Origin of the sequence: Pseudorhodoferax sp. Leaf265, from assembly GCF_001422365.1 — a bacterium.
Classification (GTDB): Bacteria; Pseudomonadota; Gammaproteobacteria; order Burkholderiales; family Burkholderiaceae_C; genus Pseudorhodoferax.
On the sequence record NZ_LMMT01000012.1, the window covers coordinates 421,744 to 436,292 of the forward strand.

A 14,549-nucleotide genomic window follows, 5' to 3' on the forward strand; every position below is an offset into this window, starting at 1 on the left:
GCACTGCGAGGCCGACGAAGTGGCGCAGCGTTCGGGAGGTGCCGCGCGATGAAACACGCGATCCGTCACATCCACTTCGTCGGCGTGGGCGGCGCCGGCATGAGCGGCATCGCCGAGGTGCTGCGCAACCTGGGCTACCAGATCTCGGGCTCGGACATGTCCGACAGCGCCACGCTGCGCCGTCTCGCCGGCCTCGGCATCCAGACCTTCATCGGCCACGACGCGGCCCATGTGGCCGGCGCCGACGCGGTCGTCACCTCGACCGCCGTGCAGGCCGACAACCCCGAGGTGCAGCAGGCCCGCGCCATGCGCATCCCGGTGGTGCCGCGCGCGCTGATGCTGGCCGAGCTGATGCGCCTGAAGCAGGGCATCGCGATCGCCGGCACGCACGGCAAGACCACGACCACCAGCCTGGTGGCCAGCGTGCTGGCCGAGGCCGGGCTGGATCCGACCTTCGTGATCGGCGGCAGGCTCAACAGCGCCGGCGCCAACGCCAAGCTGGGCGGCGGCGACTACATTGTGGTCGAGGCCGACGAGTCCGATGCCTCGTTCCTGAACCTCTTGCCCGTGATGGCCGTCGTGACCAACATCGACGCCGACCACATGGAGACCTACGGCCACGACTTCGGCCGGCTCAAGGGGGCCTTCGTCGACTTCCTGCACCGCATGCCGTTCTACGGCACGGCCATCCTGTGCACGGACGATGCCGCCGTGCGCGAGATCGTGCCGCAGGTGACCTGCCCGATCACGAGCTACGGCTTCGGCGAGGACGCCCAGGTGCGCGCCGTGGACGTGCGCGCGGTGGGCACGCAGATGCACTTCACGGTGCTGCGCCGCAACGGCGTGACGCTGCCCGACCTGCAGGTGGTGCTGAACCTGGCCGGCCGCCACAACGTGCTCAACGCGTTGTCGGCGATTGCCGTGGCGGTGGAATTGAACGTGCCAGATGCGGCCCTGCTCAAGGCCCTGGCCGAGTTCCGTGGCGTGGGCCGGCGCTTCCAGAGCTACGGCGAGCAGCCGGCAGCCGATGGCGGCCACTACACCGTGATCGAGGACTATGGCCACCACCCGGTCGAGATGGCCGTGACGCTGGCCGCTGCGCGCGGCGCCTACCCGGGCCGCCGCCTGGTGTTGGCCTTCCAGCCGCACCGCTACACCCGCACGCGCGATTGCTTCGAGGACTTCGTCAAGGTCATCGGCGAGGCCGATGCGGTGCTGCTGGCCGAGGTCTACGCGGCCGGCGAGACGCCCATCGTCGCGGCCGACGGCCGGGCGCTGGCCCGTGCGCTGCGCGTCGCCGGCAAGGTCGAGCCGGTGTTTGTGGACGACATCGGCGCGATGCCGGCCGCGATCCGCAGCAATGCGCGCGACGGCGATGTGGTGCTGTGCATGGGCGCCGGTTCCATCGGCGGCGTGCCGGCGAAGGTGGTGGAACTGGCGGGGGTGAAGGCATGAGCACGGGTTTGGCAGCCAGCATGGGCAAGGTCGCGGTCCTGATGGGCGGCACGTCGGCCGAGCGCGAGATCTCTTTCCTGTCGGGCAACGGCGTGCTGGACGCGCTGCGCCTGGTCGGTGTCAATGCGCACGCCTTCGACCCGGCGGAACGCGGCCTGCACGAACTCAAGAGCGATGGCTTCGCGCGCTGCTTCATCGCGCTGCACGGCCGCCATGGCGAGGACGGCACGGTGCAGGGCGCGCTGGAGCTGCTGGGCATCCCCTACACCGGCTCCGGCGTGATGGCCTCCGCCATGGCCATGGACAAGGTCATGACCAAGCGCATCTGGGAGGCCTGCGGCCTGCCCACGCCGCGCCATGTGGTGCTGCAGCCCGGCAGCCAGGAACTGGCCGACGTGCGCCAGGTGCCCGACGCGCTGGGGCTGCCGCTGATCGTGAAGCCGCCGCGCGAGGGCTCGTCCATCGGCGTGACCAAGGTGCAGGGCTACTCCGAGATGATCGACGCTGTGCGCCTGTCGGCGAAGTACGACCCCGACGTGCTCTGCGAGGAGTTCATCGAAGGCGAGGAAGTGACCTGCGCCGTGCTGGGCACGGGTGCCGGCGCCGAAGCCCTGCCGGTGATCCGCATCCAGGCCCCCGAAGGCGCCTACGACTACCAAAACAAGTACTTCACCGACGAGGTGCGCTACCTGTGCCCGAGCGGCCTGCCCGAGGCCGAGGAGATGGAGATCCGGCGCATCGTGCTGGCCTCCTACCGCGCGCTGGGCTGCCGCGGCTGGGGCCGGGCCGATCTGATGATCCGCGCCAGCGACCGCAAGCCCTTCCTGCTGGAGATGAACACCTCGCCGGGCATGACCGGCCACTCGCTCGTGCCCATGGCCGCACGCGCGTCGGGCATCGCCTACCCTGATCTGTGCCTGCGCGTGCTGGCTTCGGCCACGCTGGACACCCCGGGAGCCGCCGCCGCATGAACGCCACGCTGCCAGCGCCGATGGACGTCAAGCTCATGAACGTCACCGCCTCGGTGCTGTTCCTGATCTTCGCCGGCCTCACGCTGGGCGCGCTGTGCCTGTGGGTGCTGCGCCAGCCGGTGTTCGCGCTGGGCGGCATCGAGGTGCGCGGCGAGGTCACGCACAACAACGTGCTCACGCTCAAGGCCAACGTGGCACCGCATCTGCGCGGCACCTTCTTCACAGTGGACCTGGACGCCACGCGCGGCGCCTTCGAGGCCGTGCCCTGGGTGCGCCGCGCCACCGTGCGCCGCGAGTTCCCGAACCGGCTGGGCGTGACGCTGCAGGAGCACCAGGCCGCCGCCTACTGGGGCCCGGAGAGCGGCTCGCAGCTGCTCAACAGCTTCGGCGAGGTGTTCGAGGCCAACGTGGACGAGGTGCACCGCAGCGATCTGCCGCGCCTGCTCGGGCCCGATGGCGAGTCGGACCAGATCCTGGGCATGTACCGCACGCTGGCACCGCTGTTCGACCCGCTCGACGCCGAGGTCGCGCAACTGGAGCTCACGGGCCGCGGCAGCTGGCGCGTGCAGCTCGGATCGGGCGCCGTGGTGGAACTCGGGCGCGGCACGCCCGAGGAGATCACCGGGCGCATCGAACGGTTCGTGAAGACCCTGCCCACGGTGGCACAGCAGTACGGCCGCGGCGCGGATGCGCTGGAATCGGCCGACCTGCGCTACCCGACCGGGTTCGCCCTCAAGCTGCGCGGCGTGACCACGGTCACGACGGCGGCGCCCAAACGCAAATAGACGCCAACAACAGGAACCGACATGGCGAAGGAATACAAAGATCTGGTGGTGGGGCTGGACATCGGTACGGCCAAGGTGATGGCCGTGGTGGCCGAGGTCATGCCCGGTGGCGAGCTCAAGCTGGCCGGCTTCGGCGTGGCGCCGAGCAACGGACTCAAGCGCGGCGTGGTCGTCAACATCGACGCCACCGTGCAGAGCATCCAGCAGGCCTTGAAGGAGGCCGAGCTCATGGCTGACTGCAAGATCGCCCATGTCTACACGGGCATCACGGGCAGCCACATCCGCGGCATCAATTCCTCGGGCATGGTGGCCGTGAAGGACCGCGAGGTCACGCAGGCCGACGTGGCGCGCGTGGTCGAGACGGCCAAGGCCATCAACATCTCGACCGACCAGCGTCTCCTGCTGGTGGAGCCGCAGGAGTTCGTGATCGACGGCCAGGACGTGAAGGAGCCGATCGGCATGAGCGGCATCCGGCTGGAGGCCAAGGTCCACATCGTGACGGGCGCGCAGAGCGCGGCCGAGAACATCATCAAGTGCGTGCGCCGCTGCGGCCTGGACGTGGACCAGCTCATGCTGAACCCGCTGGCTTCCAGCCTGTCCGTGCTGACGGAAGACGAGCGCGAACTCGGCGTGGCGCTGGTGGACATCGGCGCCGGCACCACCGACGTGGCGATCTTCACGGGGGGCGCGATCCGCCACACGGCGGTGATCCCGATCGCCGGCGACCTGATCACCAGCGACATCGCGATGGCGCTGCGCACGCCGACCAAGGACGCAGAGGACATCAAGGTCGAGAACGGTTGCGCCAAGCAGCTGCTGGCCGACCCGGACACCCAGGTCGAAGTACCGGGCCTGGGCGACCGCGGCCCGCGCATGCTGAGCCGCCAGGCGCTGGCCGGCGTGATCGAGCCGCGCGTGGAAGAGATCTTCTCGCTCGTGCAGCAGGTCATCCGCGAGTCGGGCTTCGAGGAGGTGCTGTCCTCGGGCATCGTGCTGACGGGCGGCAGCGTGGTCATGCCCGGCATGGTCGAGCTCGGCGAGGACATCTTCCTGAAACCCGTGCGGCGCGGCGTGCCCAAGTACTCGAGCGCGCTGGCCGACATGGTGGCCCAGCCGCGGGCGGCCACCGTCATGGGCCTGCTCGAAGAGGGCCGCGTGGCACGCATGCGCGGCTACAAGGTGGCGCAGAAGGCGGGCTCGATGAAGACCGCCATGGGCCGTGTGAAAGATTGGTTCATCGGCAACTTCTGAGAACCATCCATGTCACACCGACTGATCCAGCAAAGCCGGCCCCCGCGGCCGGCGCGCGCCGGTCCCTGGCATGCCGGGGACGGGGGGCGATGGCGAAGCCCACACCCGCCCCCGCAACGAAGACACAAGAGCATCTAGAACGTCAGAACACACCAGGCAACTGCAACATTTTTAAAGATTGAAGGACAAGAACATGCCCATCGAAATGATCGAAGTCGAAGAGTTCAACCTCGGCACCCAAATCAAGGTCATCGGCGTCGGCGGCGGCGGCGGCAATGCCGTCGAGCACATGATCGGCTGCGGCGTGCAAGGCGTGGAGTTCATCAGCGCCAACACCGACGCGCAGGCCCTCACGCGGACGGCCGCGCACAAGACCATCCAGCTCGGCACCACGGGCCTGGGCGCCGGCAGCAAGCCCGAGAAGGGCCGCGAATCGGCCGAGGCCGCGATCGACGACATCCGCCAGGCCATCAACGGCGCGCACATGCTGTTCATCACGGCCGGCATGGGTGGTGGCACCGGCACCGGCGCGGCGCCCGTGATCGCCCGCGTGGCCAAGGAGATGGGCATCCTGACCGTCGGCGTCATCACCAAGCCCTTCGACTTCGAAGGCCCCAAGCGCATGTCCAACGCCGATGCCGGCCTGGCCGAGCTGGAAGCCAACGTCGACTCGCTGATCGTGGTGCTCAACGAGAAGCTGCTCGAGGTCATGGGCGACGACGCCACCCAGGACGAAGCCTTCGCCCACGCCAACGACGTGCTCAAGAACGCCGTGGGCGGCATCGCCGAAATCATCAACGTGCCCGGCCATGTGAACGTCGACTTCGAAGACGTGCGCACCGTGATGGGCGAGCCCGGCAAGGCCATGATGGGCACGGCCCTGGCCGCCGGCCCGGACCGCGCGCGCATCGCTGCCGAGCAGGCCGTGGCCTGCCCGCTGCTGGAAGGCATCGACCTGTCCGGCGCCAAGGGCGTGCTGGTGCTGATCACGGCGGCCAAGGGCTCGCTGAAGCTGTCCGAGTCGCGCCTGGCCATGAACACCATCCGCGCCTACGCCTCGGCCGAAGCGCACGTGATCTACGGCACGGCCTACGACGAAAGCCTGGGTGACCAGATCCGCGTGACCGTGGTCGCCACCGGCCTGGCGCGCAACCAGCGCCGTGTCGCGCCGCCGCTGCAGGTGGTGCAGCGCACCGGCACCGACAACCAGGGCTTCGCCATCCCCACGCTCAGCGCCGCCAGCGGCATGGGCGGCATGGGCCACGCCCAGCCCGACTACGACGCGATGCAGGTGCCCAAGGTCTGGCGCACACCCAACCGCACGCAGGCCACGGCGCGCGTGGACGCGCTGTCCTCGGGTGGCATGGACGACTACGAGATCCCGGCCTTCCTGCGCAAGCAAGCCGATTAAACGGCTCTCCCCCGTCTGGACTTCTCACTGCGTGTAGAAGTCCGAAACCCCCCAGGGGGGGCGCCGCCTGCGGCCTGGCAGAGCCAGGCCGCGGCGGCTGCTGGCCATGGCCTGCTCCGCGGCCGCCGGAGCCTTTGCGGGTGCTGCCGTCGCTGCATTGATTGTGGCGATCGGGGTGATCGTTGGAGCGATGGCCCTGCGGGGCGTAGGCAGGCACCATGCCCTTTAAAATCGTGTCCATGCTTGCGCAACGCACCCTCAAATCCATCACCACGGCCGTGGGTGTGGGCCTGCACAGCGGCCAGCGCGTGGAGTTGACGCTGCGCCCTGCCCAGCCCGACACCGGCATCGTGTTCCGCCGTGTCGACCTGCCCGAGCCCGTGGACATCCCGGTCACGGCACAGTCGGTCAGCGACACACGCATGGCATCGACCATTGCCAACGGCGCCGCCAAGGTGCACACGGTCGAGCACCTGATGTCGGCCTGTGCCGGCCTGGGCATCGACAACCTGTACGTGGACATCAGCGCCGAAGAGGTGCCCATCCTCGATGGCTCGGCCGCGTCCTTCGTGTTCCTGCTGCAGAGCGCCGGCATCGAACTGCAGCGCGCGCCGCGCCGCTTCATCCGCATGACCCAACCCGTGGAGGTGCGCGAGGGCGAGGGCGCCAATCTCAAGTGGGCGCGCCTGGAGCCCTACCACGGCTTCAAGCTCAGCTTCGAGATCGAGTTCCACCACCCGGCCGTGGACTCCACGGGCCAGCGCGTGGAGTTCGACATGTCGTCGGACTCCTATGCGCGCGACATCGCGCGTGCCCGCACCTTCGGCTTCACCAAGGACGTGGAGATGATGCGGGCCAACGGCCTGGCCCTGGGCGGCGGGCTGGACAACGCCATCGTCATGGACGACTACAAGGTGCTCAACAGCGATGGGTTGCGCTACGACGACGAGTTCGTCAAGCACAAGATCCTGGACGCCATGGGCGACCTCTACATCGTCGGCAAGCCGCTGCTGGCGGCCTACAGCGCCTTCCGTTCGGGCCATGCCATGAACAACAAGCTGCTGCGCGAACTGCTGGCCCACCCCGAGTGCTACGAGATCGTCAGCTTCGACGACGAGCGCAAGGCGCCCAAGGGCTTCGCCCAGCCCCTGCGGGCCTGGTGAGCCGCCCAGCCGATGCTGCTGTTCCGCTGGGCGATCTTCTTCCTGCTCCTGGCCGCGGGCGTGATGTTCGCGTTCTATGCCGGCACCGGGCGGCCGCATTACAAGCGCTGGGGGCTGCTCACGCTCAAGTGGACGGTGCTGGCGGCGCTGGGCTTCTTCGCGGTGCTGGTCCTCGAACGCATCGTTTGAGCGTGGCGCTCAGCGCGCCCGCCCACCCTTGTACATCCCCGTCGTCGCGCGCCTGAGCGGCGTGGCCTGCGCGATCCGTGCCATGGCCTGGCCCACATGGGCGTGCGTGATCGCGATGCCCAGCGCATCGGCCGCGTCCTTGCCGGGCACGCCTGGCAGCTGCAGCAGTCGCTTGACCATCTCCTGGACCTGGCTCTTGTCGGCGCGGCCGCTGCCGACCACGGCCTTCTTCATCTGCAAGGCGGTGTACTCGGCCACGGGCAGGTCGCGCGCGACCAGCGCCGTGAGGCAGGCGCCGCGCGCCTGGCCCAGCAGCAGCGTGGATTGCGGGTTGACGTTGACGAACACGATCTCTACCGCGGCCGTCTGCGGCGCGTAGCGTGCGTTGATTTCGCCGATGCCGTCGAACAGCACCTTGAGCCGGGCCGGCAAGTCGCCCATGGCGGCGCTGGCCATGGTCTTGATCGTGCCGCTGGCCACGTAGCGCAGGTGCGGGCCGTCGGCGTCGATCACGCCGAAGCCGGTGCACTGCAGCCCGGGGTCGATGCCCAGGATTCTCATGCGGGCCTCATGCAGGGGTCATGCGCCGAAGTACCAGCGCGCGGAGTGGAAGAACACCGGCGCCGCGAAGCACAGCGCATCCACGCGGTCGAGCAGGCCGTTGGCGCCTGTGACCGAGCGGCCCTGCGGCCCCCAGTTGGTGACGCCGCGGTCGCGCTTGAGCGCCTTCATGACCAGGTGGCCCATGCTGCCGGCCACGCAGGCGATGGCGCCCATGGCCAGCGCCTCCAGCGGACGGAACGGCGTGATCGCGTAGAGCAGCACGCCGAGGCTGCTGGCGGCCAGCACGGCGACGGCCCAGCTGGTCCAATTGAAGCTGCGGCTCACGTGGGGCGCTGCCGGCGGGCGCGGGAAATGCCGCGCCGCGAGGTGCTGGATGAGCATGCAGGTCTGCACCACGAACACCAGGAAGAACACCAGGAAGGCGCCACGGCCCTCGTAGTGGCGCAGGTTCAACAGCAGCAGGGCCGGCACATGGCTCATGCCGTAGACGCAGACCATGATGCCCCATTGCAGCTTGGCGTTGCGCTCGAGGAAGCGCTGCGGGTCGTCGGCCAGCGCGCTGACCACCGGGATGGCCAGGAACACATAGACCGGGATGAACACCGTGAACAGGTCGAAGTGCTTGCTGCCCGCCAGCCAGAACTGCACCGGCAGCACCACGAAAAAGGCCAGCACCAGGCTGCGGTGGTCGCCGCGCCGCGTCGGCGACAGCGTGATGAACTCGCGCAGCGCGAGAAAGGCCACGAGCGCGAACAGCACGGTGGCGGCGACCTCCCCCATCACCCAGCCGATCCAGAACACGCTGACCATGAACCAGCTGGTTTTGAGCAGCGCCCACCAGTCGGCGTGGAAGGCCGCACGCACCTCGTCCGCTTCGTGGCGGCTGCGCACCGAGAGCGTGACCAGCGCGCCCGTCACGAGGACCAGCAGTCCGAACACGAGCACGAACAGCGCGCCGACCTGCTCGCTGGAACTCAAGCTGCGCAGCCAGCTGCTCATACGTCTCTCAGCGCGACCACTGCATCGCGCGCGCGGGCCAGGAAGTCCTGGCGGGATTCATCGGCCTGCAGCTGCATGGGCGCACCGAAGGTCACCGAGCACAGGATGGGCACGGGCACGACCTCGCCCTTGGGCATCACGCGCTGCACGTTGTGGATCCAGGCCGGCACCAGCACCACCTGCGGAAAGCGCAGCGCCAGGTTGTACAGCCCGGCCTTGAAGGCCTGCGGCTCCTCGGCGTGGCCGCGCGTGCCTTCAGGGAACAGAATGATGGAGTCGCCGGCGTCCAGCGCCTGCACCAGCGGGGCGAGCGGGTCCTGGCCTTCGGTGCGCTCGCGGTCCACGTAGACGGCGTTGAACACGGCGGTGGTGATCCACTGGCGCAGCGGCGTCTTGGTCCAGTAGTCCTTGGCCGCGATGGGCCGTGTGATGCCGCGCAGCTCGGCCGGCAGCGCGGCCCAGATCATGACCAGGTCGGCATGGCTCTGGTGGTTGGCGAAGTAGATGCGCTGCTCGGCCTTGGGCGGGCAGCCCCACCAGCGCGCCTGCGCGCCGGTGAGCAGGCGCACAAGACCCAGCAGCAGCCAGCCGACGATCTTGGCGCGGGTGCCTGTTCCCATCACGGCAGTTGCACGTCGCCCATGCGGGCGACGATGGTGCGGCTGCGCCCCGCCAGGTAGGCCGAGTTCGGCAGCTTCTCGAAGTAGCGCGGCCGCGGCAGCATCACGGCCAGCCGCGCGGCCTCGTAGGCCGACAGCTGCGCCGCGCTCTTCTTGAAGTAGTGGCGCGCGGCAGCCTCGGCGCCGAACACGCCTTCGCCCCATTCCACACTGTTGAGGTAGATCTCCAGGATGCGGCGCTTGTCCAGCAGGGCTTCGAGCACCAGCGTGAGCACGAACTCCTGGCCCTTGCGCAGCAGCGTGCGCTCACCCGACAGGAACAGGTTCTTGGCCAGTTGCTGCGTGATGGTGGAGCCGCCGACGATCTTGGCCGGCCTGGCGTTGGGCCGCGTCGTGGCACGTTCCGCGGCCTTCTCGTTCTTCTCCCAGGCCTTCTCCATGGCCTGCCAGTCCACGCCGTCGTGGTCGGGAAAGCCGGAATCTTCCGAGGCGATGACGGCGCGCTTGAGGTGGTCGGAGATGCGGTCCGCGTCCACCCACTGCTGGCGCCAGTGGAAGCTGCCGCCGCCGGTCGCCAGGCGCCAGGCCTCCGAGCGCTGGAATGCGGTGGACTGCGGCGCGAGCTGGGCCATCAGCGCGATGCGGGCGACGAAGAACAGCTGCAGCGCGAGCGCGGCGACGGCAAGCAACAGCAGCCAGCGGCCGATCTGGCGCATTCAGGCGTCCACGATGGCGCGCAGCTCGGCCAGCACCTGGGCCGAGGGCGGGCGCACGCCGCGCCACAGCGCGAAGGATTCGGCCGCCTGCTCGACCAGCATGCCCAGGCCGTCGCGCGCGCGCGCTCCGTGGGCACGCGCCCAGGCCAGGAAGGGCGCGGCTGCAGGTCCGTACATCATGTCCACGGCCAACGCACCTTCGGCCAGCACGGTGGCCGCGACGGGCACGCTGGCGCCGGCCAGGCTGCTCGCACTCGCGTTGACGACGATGTCGAAGCGGCCGGGAACCGCGTCGAGCCCGCAGGCCGACAACACGCAGCCGCGCGGCGCGGCCAGTGGCGCGTGCCGCTCGACGAGCGCCTGGGCCTTGGCGACCGTGCGGTTGGCGACGACGATGCGCCGGGCACCGGCTTCGATCAGCGGACCGAGCACCCCGGCCGAAGCGCCGCCAGCGCCGACCAGCAGCAGGTCATGGCCGGCGATGGCCTGGCCCGCGTGCTGCGTGATGTCCTGCACCAGGCCGGCGCCGTCGGTGTTGTCGCCATAGATGCCCTCGGGCGAGAACTTCAGCGTGTTGCAGGCCTGGGCCAGCTGCGCGCGCGCCGAATGCGCCGTGGCCAGCGCCGCGGCTTCGAGCTTGAACGGCACGGTCACGTTGCAGCCCTGGCCGCCGCGGTCGCGGAAGGCCTGCACGGCGGCCGTGAAGCCGTCCAGTTCCACATGCAGGCGGTCGTAGACCACGGCCTCGCCGGTCAGTTCGGCGAAGCGGGCGTGGATCCAGGGCGAGCGGCTGTGGGCGACCGGGTTGCCCATCACGCAGTAATCAAAGCTCATGGTGGCGTGCTGACGTTGGTTTGCAGCGTGGCATCGCGCGCGAAGCGAAAGCGCGAGACCACGAGGATCTGGTCGGCCTGCATGCGCATGGCCGGCGTGAAGCCGCCGTAGGGGCCGGCGGCGCGCGCGATGGCCTGGGCGCGCTGGTCCAGCAGGCGGTTGCCCGAGCTCTCGGCGACCTCGGTGGACAGCACCTGGCCGCTGTGGTCCACCGTGATGATCATGACCAGTTCGCCGTACAGCTTCCTGCCGTTGTGTTCGGGGAAGTTCTGCGTGCCGCGCTCCTCGACCTTGCGGCGCAGCGCGTCGTAGTAGACGGCGTAGACCGCCTCGCGCGTGGAGGGGCTCACCACGCGGCGCTTGGGCCGCGCGTTTTCGATCTCGATGCGCCGCTCGATCTCGGCCAGGTGCTGCAGCAGCTGGCGCCGGCGCTCGTCCTGCTCGCGTGCCTCGGCCGATTCGCTGATGTTGCGCGGGTCGGGCGGCGGCAGCGCGGCCAGCATGCGCGTGACCTGGGCCAGCAGCAGGGTTTGCTGCTGGTGCATGGCCTCGACCTGGCGCTGCGCCTCTTCGATGGCGTCGCCGACGTCGGCGCGCGGCGAAGGCGGCAGCGGCGAGGTGGCGCGCCCGGCCGCGGCATCGCCGCCGCCGGCCAGGGAGGTCTGGGCGATGGCCTGGGCCTTGTCGGGCCGCTCGTCGGACTTGGCGTTGACGAGGATGACCTCCAGCGGCGTGTCCTGGAACAGCCGGTCGAACGCGGCCGGGTCGGCAAAGCGCACGGCCAGCAGCGCGGCGTGCGCGGCGACCGAGAACAGCAGTGCCGCCTGCAGCGTGCTGAGTCGGCGCAACCAGGCCGGCGCCTTCATGGCGTGGGTGCGTCCTCTGCCGGGGCGACCGGCGCGTCCATGTCCACGGCGATCGCGATGGGGCCGGCCGCGGCCTCCTCGTCGTCCGTCTCTTCCTCGGTGGCGGCGGGCGCGTCCAGCGGGTCCAGCCGTTCGACCACGGTGCCGGCCACGTCCAGCGTGATGAGGTCGATGGCGCCCAGCTTCACGCGCACATGGGCGGCGCGCGGCAGGCCTTGCGCGCCCATCACGCCCAGCACCAGCGGCAGGGTGTCGGCGCGCACCAGGCCGTCCTTGATGACCTGGCCGTCGATCTCGGTGATGCCGTTCTGCTGCAGGTACATCAAGGTCCAGAAGCGTTCCATGCCGCCCTGGAAACCGTTGTAGGCGCTGTAGGCGGCATCGAAGCTCGAGATGATGGAGAACAGGTCGGCGTCCTTGGGCTTGAACGGCGCGGCCAGCGCGGCCGTCTTGCCATGGCGCGCGCAGGCGATGATCTGCCACTGGTTCACGAGGTCGGTGTAGCGGCGCAGCGGCGAGGTGCTCCAGGCGTAGGCCGGCACGCCGATGCCTGCGTGCGGCAAGGCCTTGGTGCCCATGCGCACCTTGACGCCGGGCGCCAGGCTGGCCTGGCTGCGGTAGATGCCGGGCACGCCGCAGGCCGCCAGCCACTGGCCCCAGCTGCTATTGGCCAGGATCATGGCTTCGGCCACGATCAGGTCGAGCGGGGCACCGCGTTGGCGCACGCTGATCTCCACGCGTTCGCGGCCGGCCGGTTCCTCGCCCAGCGGCGCCTCGGGGCTCTCGACGAGGCGGAAGTTGTAGTCCGGCCGGTTGAAGGTCTCGGGCTTGCCGCGCACGACTTCGCGCTGGGCCTTGAGGTGGCGCGCCAGCCGGTACAGGAAGGCCAGTTCGGCCGGCTGCACACCCGCCGGAAGATCCGGCAACGCGGGCGGCGTCTCCTGCGCCAGCCATTCCTCGGTGATCAGCGTGTCCAGCTGGTCATGGCGCAGGTTGGCGGCGATCGGCACGCGTTCCAGCCGGGTCTCGGTGCCACGCAATGCCAACGTCTGGGCGTCGAAGCGCGCGTACAGCGAGACGGCTGGGCAGTCGCGCCCTTCCTGCAGCGTGTAGCTCTGCACCACCTCGTCGGGCAGCATGGTGATCTTGTGGCCGGGCATGTAGACCGTGGACAGGCGCGTGCGCGCCACCTGGTCGATGGCCGTGCCGGGCGCAATCGCCAGGCCCGGTGCGGCGATGTGGATGCCGACCGTGACCTCGTCCGTGCCCAGGCCCTGCAGCGACAGCGCATCGTCGATCTCGGTGGTCTGCGAATCGTCGATGGAGTAGGCGCGCACGGCGGCCACCGGCAGTTCGTCGGCGATGGCCGGGGCCTGCAGCGCGGCGAAGCCCGTGCCCTTGGGGAACTGGTCGAACAGGAAGCGGCGCCAGTGGAACTCGTAGGGCGAATCGATGGCGCCGGCGCGCTGCAGCAGGTCCAGCGGCGCGGTCTGCGTGGCGCGCGAGGCCTCGACCACGGCCTTGTACTCGGGGCCGTTCTTGTCGGGCTTGAACAGGATGCGGTAGAGCTGGTCGCGGATGGGCGCGGGGCAGCGGCCCTCGGCCAGTTCCTGCGCCCAGTCGTCGATCTGCAGCTGCAGCAGCCGCTTCTTCTCGATGGCCGCCAGTGCCTGCTGGATCTGCTCGGCCGGGGCCTTGCGGAAGCGCCCCTTGCCGGCGCGGCGGAAGTAGTGCGGCGCTTCGAACAGGCGCAGCAGCGCGCCGACCTGCTGGGCCAGCGTGGCGTTGTCGCTGAAATAGACCTTGGCGAGGTCGGCAAAACCGAATTCGTCGTCGCTGGCGAACTCCCAGGCCAGTTCGAGCTCGATGGACTCGGCCTGCGAGCGGGCCTCGGCCAGCAACACCTGCGGCGTGGGCTTCTCGAACTTGAGCAGCAGGTTGGCGGCCTTGACCTTGACCCGCTTGCCGCTGTCCAGCTCCACCTGGGCCGAGGCATCGGCCTCGGACAGCACCCGGCCGGTCATGAACTTGCCGGCTTCTTCGAACAATGCGTACATGGGCGGTATTGTCCCCGAGCCGGGTGAAGCCTAAGCGGCCAGCAGGAAATCGAAGACTTCGTCGATGTGCGCGGGGAATTCGCTGATGGCGTGGTCGCTGCCTTCGAGCAGCCGGATGCGGGCCTCGGGATAGCGCGCGCACATCTCGCGCCAGTCCAGCACCTCGTCGCCCTTGGCCACGATGGCGAACATGCGCGCGGTGTCGGCCGCGGCGGCCTGCTGCTCCAGCACGCGCAGTTCCGCCACGTGGTCGGGCGTGAAGACGAAGCGCTGCGCCGGGTCGTGCCAGCCGCTGTGCTCGCCGATGTGGCGCGACAGGTCGCGCGCCGGGTGCACGGCCGGGTTCAGCAGCACGGCGCGGCAGCCGGTCTGCGCGGCCACGCAGGTGGCGTAGAAGCCGCCCAGCGAGGAGCCGACCACGGCCATGCGCTCGCGCGGCCAGTCCTGGGTGCCGGCCAGCAGGCCGTCCATGGCCTCGCGCGGCGAGGGCGGCAGCTGCGGGCACCACCAAGTGAGGTCCGGGTGCTGTGCCTGTACACGCGCGGCCATCAGGCGGGCCTTGGTTGACAGCGGCGAGGAGCGAAAGCCATGCAGGTAGAGCAGGTGGGTCAAGGACATGGTGTGAGCAAGTGTTTCGGGATGCGCCGCAAAGCCTGCGGGCACCACAG

At 69.6% G+C, this 14,549-nt stretch carries 15 protein-coding genes; 7 read left to right on the top strand and 8 right to left on the bottom strand.

Going from position 1 to position 14,549, the window contains the following annotated elements:
- Window positions 1-48 precede the first annotated feature (48 nt).
- From murC to ASF45_RS36080, 7 genes are all read left to right on the top strand, one after another.
- Complete coding sequence (murC, locus tag ASF45_RS13830; RefSeq protein WP_056663021.1) at window positions 49-1,455, top strand: UDP-N-acetylmuramate--L-alanine ligase; 1,407 nt, start codon at window positions 49-51, stop codon at window positions 1,453-1,455.
- A complete protein-coding gene (locus ASF45_RS13835; protein ID WP_056663024.1) occupies window positions 1,452-2,426 on the top strand; it encodes a D-alanine--D-alanine ligase in 975 nt (324 codons plus the stop codon). Before murC ends, ASF45_RS13835 begins: the two co-directional genes overlap by 4 nt.
- Window positions 2,423-3,211 carry a cell division protein FtsQ/DivIB gene (locus ASF45_RS13840; RefSeq protein ID WP_056663026.1) on the top strand — a complete coding sequence of 263 codons (789 nt, stop codon included), beginning with the start codon at window positions 2,423-2,425 and terminating at the stop codon, window positions 3,209-3,211. Before ASF45_RS13835 ends, ASF45_RS13840 begins: the two co-directional genes overlap by 4 nt.
- Before the next feature lie 21 nt (window positions 3,212-3,232).
- On the top strand, window positions 3,233-4,462 hold the full coding sequence (gene ftsA, locus ASF45_RS13845; protein ID WP_056663029.1) for a cell division protein FtsA: 1,230 nt from the start codon (window positions 3,233-3,235) through the stop codon (window positions 4,460-4,462).
- A 193-nt stretch (window positions 4,463-4,655) separates the two neighbouring features.
- On the top strand, window positions 4,656-5,873 hold the full coding sequence (gene ftsZ / locus ASF45_RS13850) for a cell division protein FtsZ (protein WP_056663350.1): 1,218 nt from the start codon (window positions 4,656-4,658) through the stop codon (window positions 5,871-5,873).
- 239 nt (window positions 5,874-6,112) lie between these two features.
- Window positions 6,113-7,036: a UDP-3-O-acyl-N-acetylglucosamine deacetylase gene (gene lpxC / locus ASF45_RS13855; protein WP_056663030.1), complete on the top strand. Its 924-nt coding sequence runs from the start codon at window positions 6,113-6,115 to the stop codon at window positions 7,034-7,036.
- 12 nt (window positions 7,037-7,048) lie between these two features.
- Window positions 7,049-7,225, top strand: a complete 177-nt coding sequence (locus ASF45_RS36080) for a hypothetical protein (RefSeq protein WP_200932157.1) — start codon at window positions 7,049-7,051, stop codon at window positions 7,223-7,225.
- Window positions 7,226-7,234: 9 nt separating this feature from the next.
- On the opposite strand, the gene ruvC is transcribed toward ASF45_RS36080, so the two are convergent.
- From ruvC to ASF45_RS13895, 8 genes are read right to left on the bottom strand one after another with little or no spacing between them, the layout of a single operon-like run.
- The gene (ruvC, locus tag ASF45_RS13860; RefSeq protein ID WP_056663031.1) at window positions 7,235-7,786 is read right to left on the bottom strand and encodes a crossover junction endodeoxyribonuclease RuvC; all 552 of its coding nucleotides are present in this window, start codon (window positions 7,784-7,786) and stop codon (window positions 7,235-7,237) included.
- A gap of 18 nt (window positions 7,787-7,804) precedes the next feature.
- The gene (locus ASF45_RS13865; RefSeq protein WP_056663032.1) at window positions 7,805-8,788 is read right to left on the bottom strand and encodes a phosphatidate cytidylyltransferase; all 984 of its coding nucleotides are present in this window, start codon (window positions 8,786-8,788) and stop codon (window positions 7,805-7,807) included.
- The gene (locus ASF45_RS13870) at window positions 8,785-9,408 is read right to left on the bottom strand and encodes a lysophospholipid acyltransferase family protein (protein WP_056663034.1); all 624 of its coding nucleotides are present in this window, start codon (window positions 9,406-9,408) and stop codon (window positions 8,785-8,787) included. Before ASF45_RS13870 ends, ASF45_RS13865 begins: the two co-directional genes overlap by 4 nt.
- On the bottom strand, window positions 9,408-10,124 hold the full coding sequence (gene mtgA, locus ASF45_RS13875; RefSeq protein WP_056663036.1) for a monofunctional biosynthetic peptidoglycan transglycosylase: 717 nt from the start codon (window positions 10,122-10,124) through the stop codon (window positions 9,408-9,410). Before mtgA ends, ASF45_RS13870 begins: the two co-directional genes overlap by 1 nt.
- The gene (gene aroE / locus ASF45_RS13880; RefSeq protein ID WP_056663040.1) at window positions 10,125-10,958 is read right to left on the bottom strand and encodes a shikimate dehydrogenase; all 834 of its coding nucleotides are present in this window, start codon (window positions 10,956-10,958) and stop codon (window positions 10,125-10,127) included.
- Complete coding sequence (locus tag ASF45_RS13885) at window positions 10,955-11,824, bottom strand: energy transducer TonB (RefSeq protein ID WP_056663043.1); 870 nt, start codon at window positions 11,822-11,824, stop codon at window positions 10,955-10,957. The genes aroE and ASF45_RS13885 overlap by 4 nt, the downstream gene beginning before the upstream one ends.
- Window positions 11,821-13,881, bottom strand: coding sequence for a ribonuclease catalytic domain-containing protein (locus ASF45_RS13890; RefSeq protein ID WP_056663045.1), 2,061 nt, complete (start codon window positions 13,879-13,881; stop codon window positions 11,821-11,823). Before ASF45_RS13890 ends, ASF45_RS13885 begins: the two co-directional genes overlap by 4 nt.
- Window positions 13,882-13,911: 30 nt before the next feature.
- Entirely contained in the window at window positions 13,912-14,499 is a 588-nt protein-coding gene (locus ASF45_RS13895) for a YqiA/YcfP family alpha/beta fold hydrolase (RefSeq protein ID WP_056663047.1), read from the bottom strand.
- Between the last annotated feature and the right edge of the window lie 50 nt (window positions 14,500-14,549).

Bases quoted from the DNA above. Each gene is read 5' to 3' on its own strand.
- murC (WP_056663021.1), top strand. From the start codon at position 49: ATGAAACACGCGATCCGTCACATCCACTTCGTCGGCGTGGGCGGCGCC.
- ASF45_RS13835 (WP_056663024.1), top strand. From the start codon at position 1,452: ATGAGCACGGGTTTGGCAGCCAGCATGGGCAAGGTCGCGGTCCTGATG.
- ASF45_RS13840 (WP_056663026.1), top strand. From the start codon at position 2,423: ATGAACGCCACGCTGCCAGCGCCGATGGACGTCAAGCTCATGAACGTC.
- ftsA (WP_056663029.1), top strand. From the start codon at position 3,233: ATGGCGAAGGAATACAAAGATCTGGTGGTGGGGCTGGACATCGGTACG.
- ftsZ (WP_056663350.1), top strand. From the start codon at position 4,656: ATGCCCATCGAAATGATCGAAGTCGAAGAGTTCAACCTCGGCACCCAA.
- lpxC (WP_056663030.1), top strand. From the start codon at position 6,113: ATGCTTGCGCAACGCACCCTCAAATCCATCACCACGGCCGTGGGTGTG.
- ASF45_RS36080 (WP_200932157.1), top strand. From the start codon at position 7,049: ATGCTGCTGTTCCGCTGGGCGATCTTCTTCCTGCTCCTGGCCGCGGGC.
- ruvC (WP_056663031.1), bottom strand. From the start codon at position 7,786: ATGAGAATCCTGGGCATCGACCCCGGGCTGCAGTGCACCGGCTTCGGC.
- ASF45_RS13865 (WP_056663032.1), bottom strand. From the start codon at position 8,788: ATGAGCAGCTGGCTGCGCAGCTTGAGTTCCAGCGAGCAGGTCGGCGCG.
- ASF45_RS13870 (WP_056663034.1), bottom strand. From the start codon at position 9,408: ATGGGAACAGGCACCCGCGCCAAGATCGTCGGCTGGCTGCTGCTGGGT.
- mtgA (WP_056663036.1), bottom strand. From the start codon at position 10,124: ATGCGCCAGATCGGCCGCTGGCTGCTGTTGCTTGCCGTCGCCGCGCTC.
- aroE (WP_056663040.1), bottom strand. From the start codon at position 10,958: ATGAGCTTTGATTACTGCGTGATGGGCAACCCGGTCGCCCACAGCCGC.
- ASF45_RS13885 (WP_056663043.1), bottom strand. From the start codon at position 11,824: ATGAAGGCGCCGGCCTGGTTGCGCCGACTCAGCACGCTGCAGGCGGCA.
- ASF45_RS13890 (WP_056663045.1), bottom strand. From the start codon at position 13,881: ATGTACGCATTGTTCGAAGAAGCCGGCAAGTTCATGACCGGCCGGGTG.
- ASF45_RS13895 (WP_056663047.1), bottom strand. From the start codon at position 14,499: ATGTCCTTGACCCACCTGCTCTACCTGCATGGCTTTCGCTCCTCGCCG.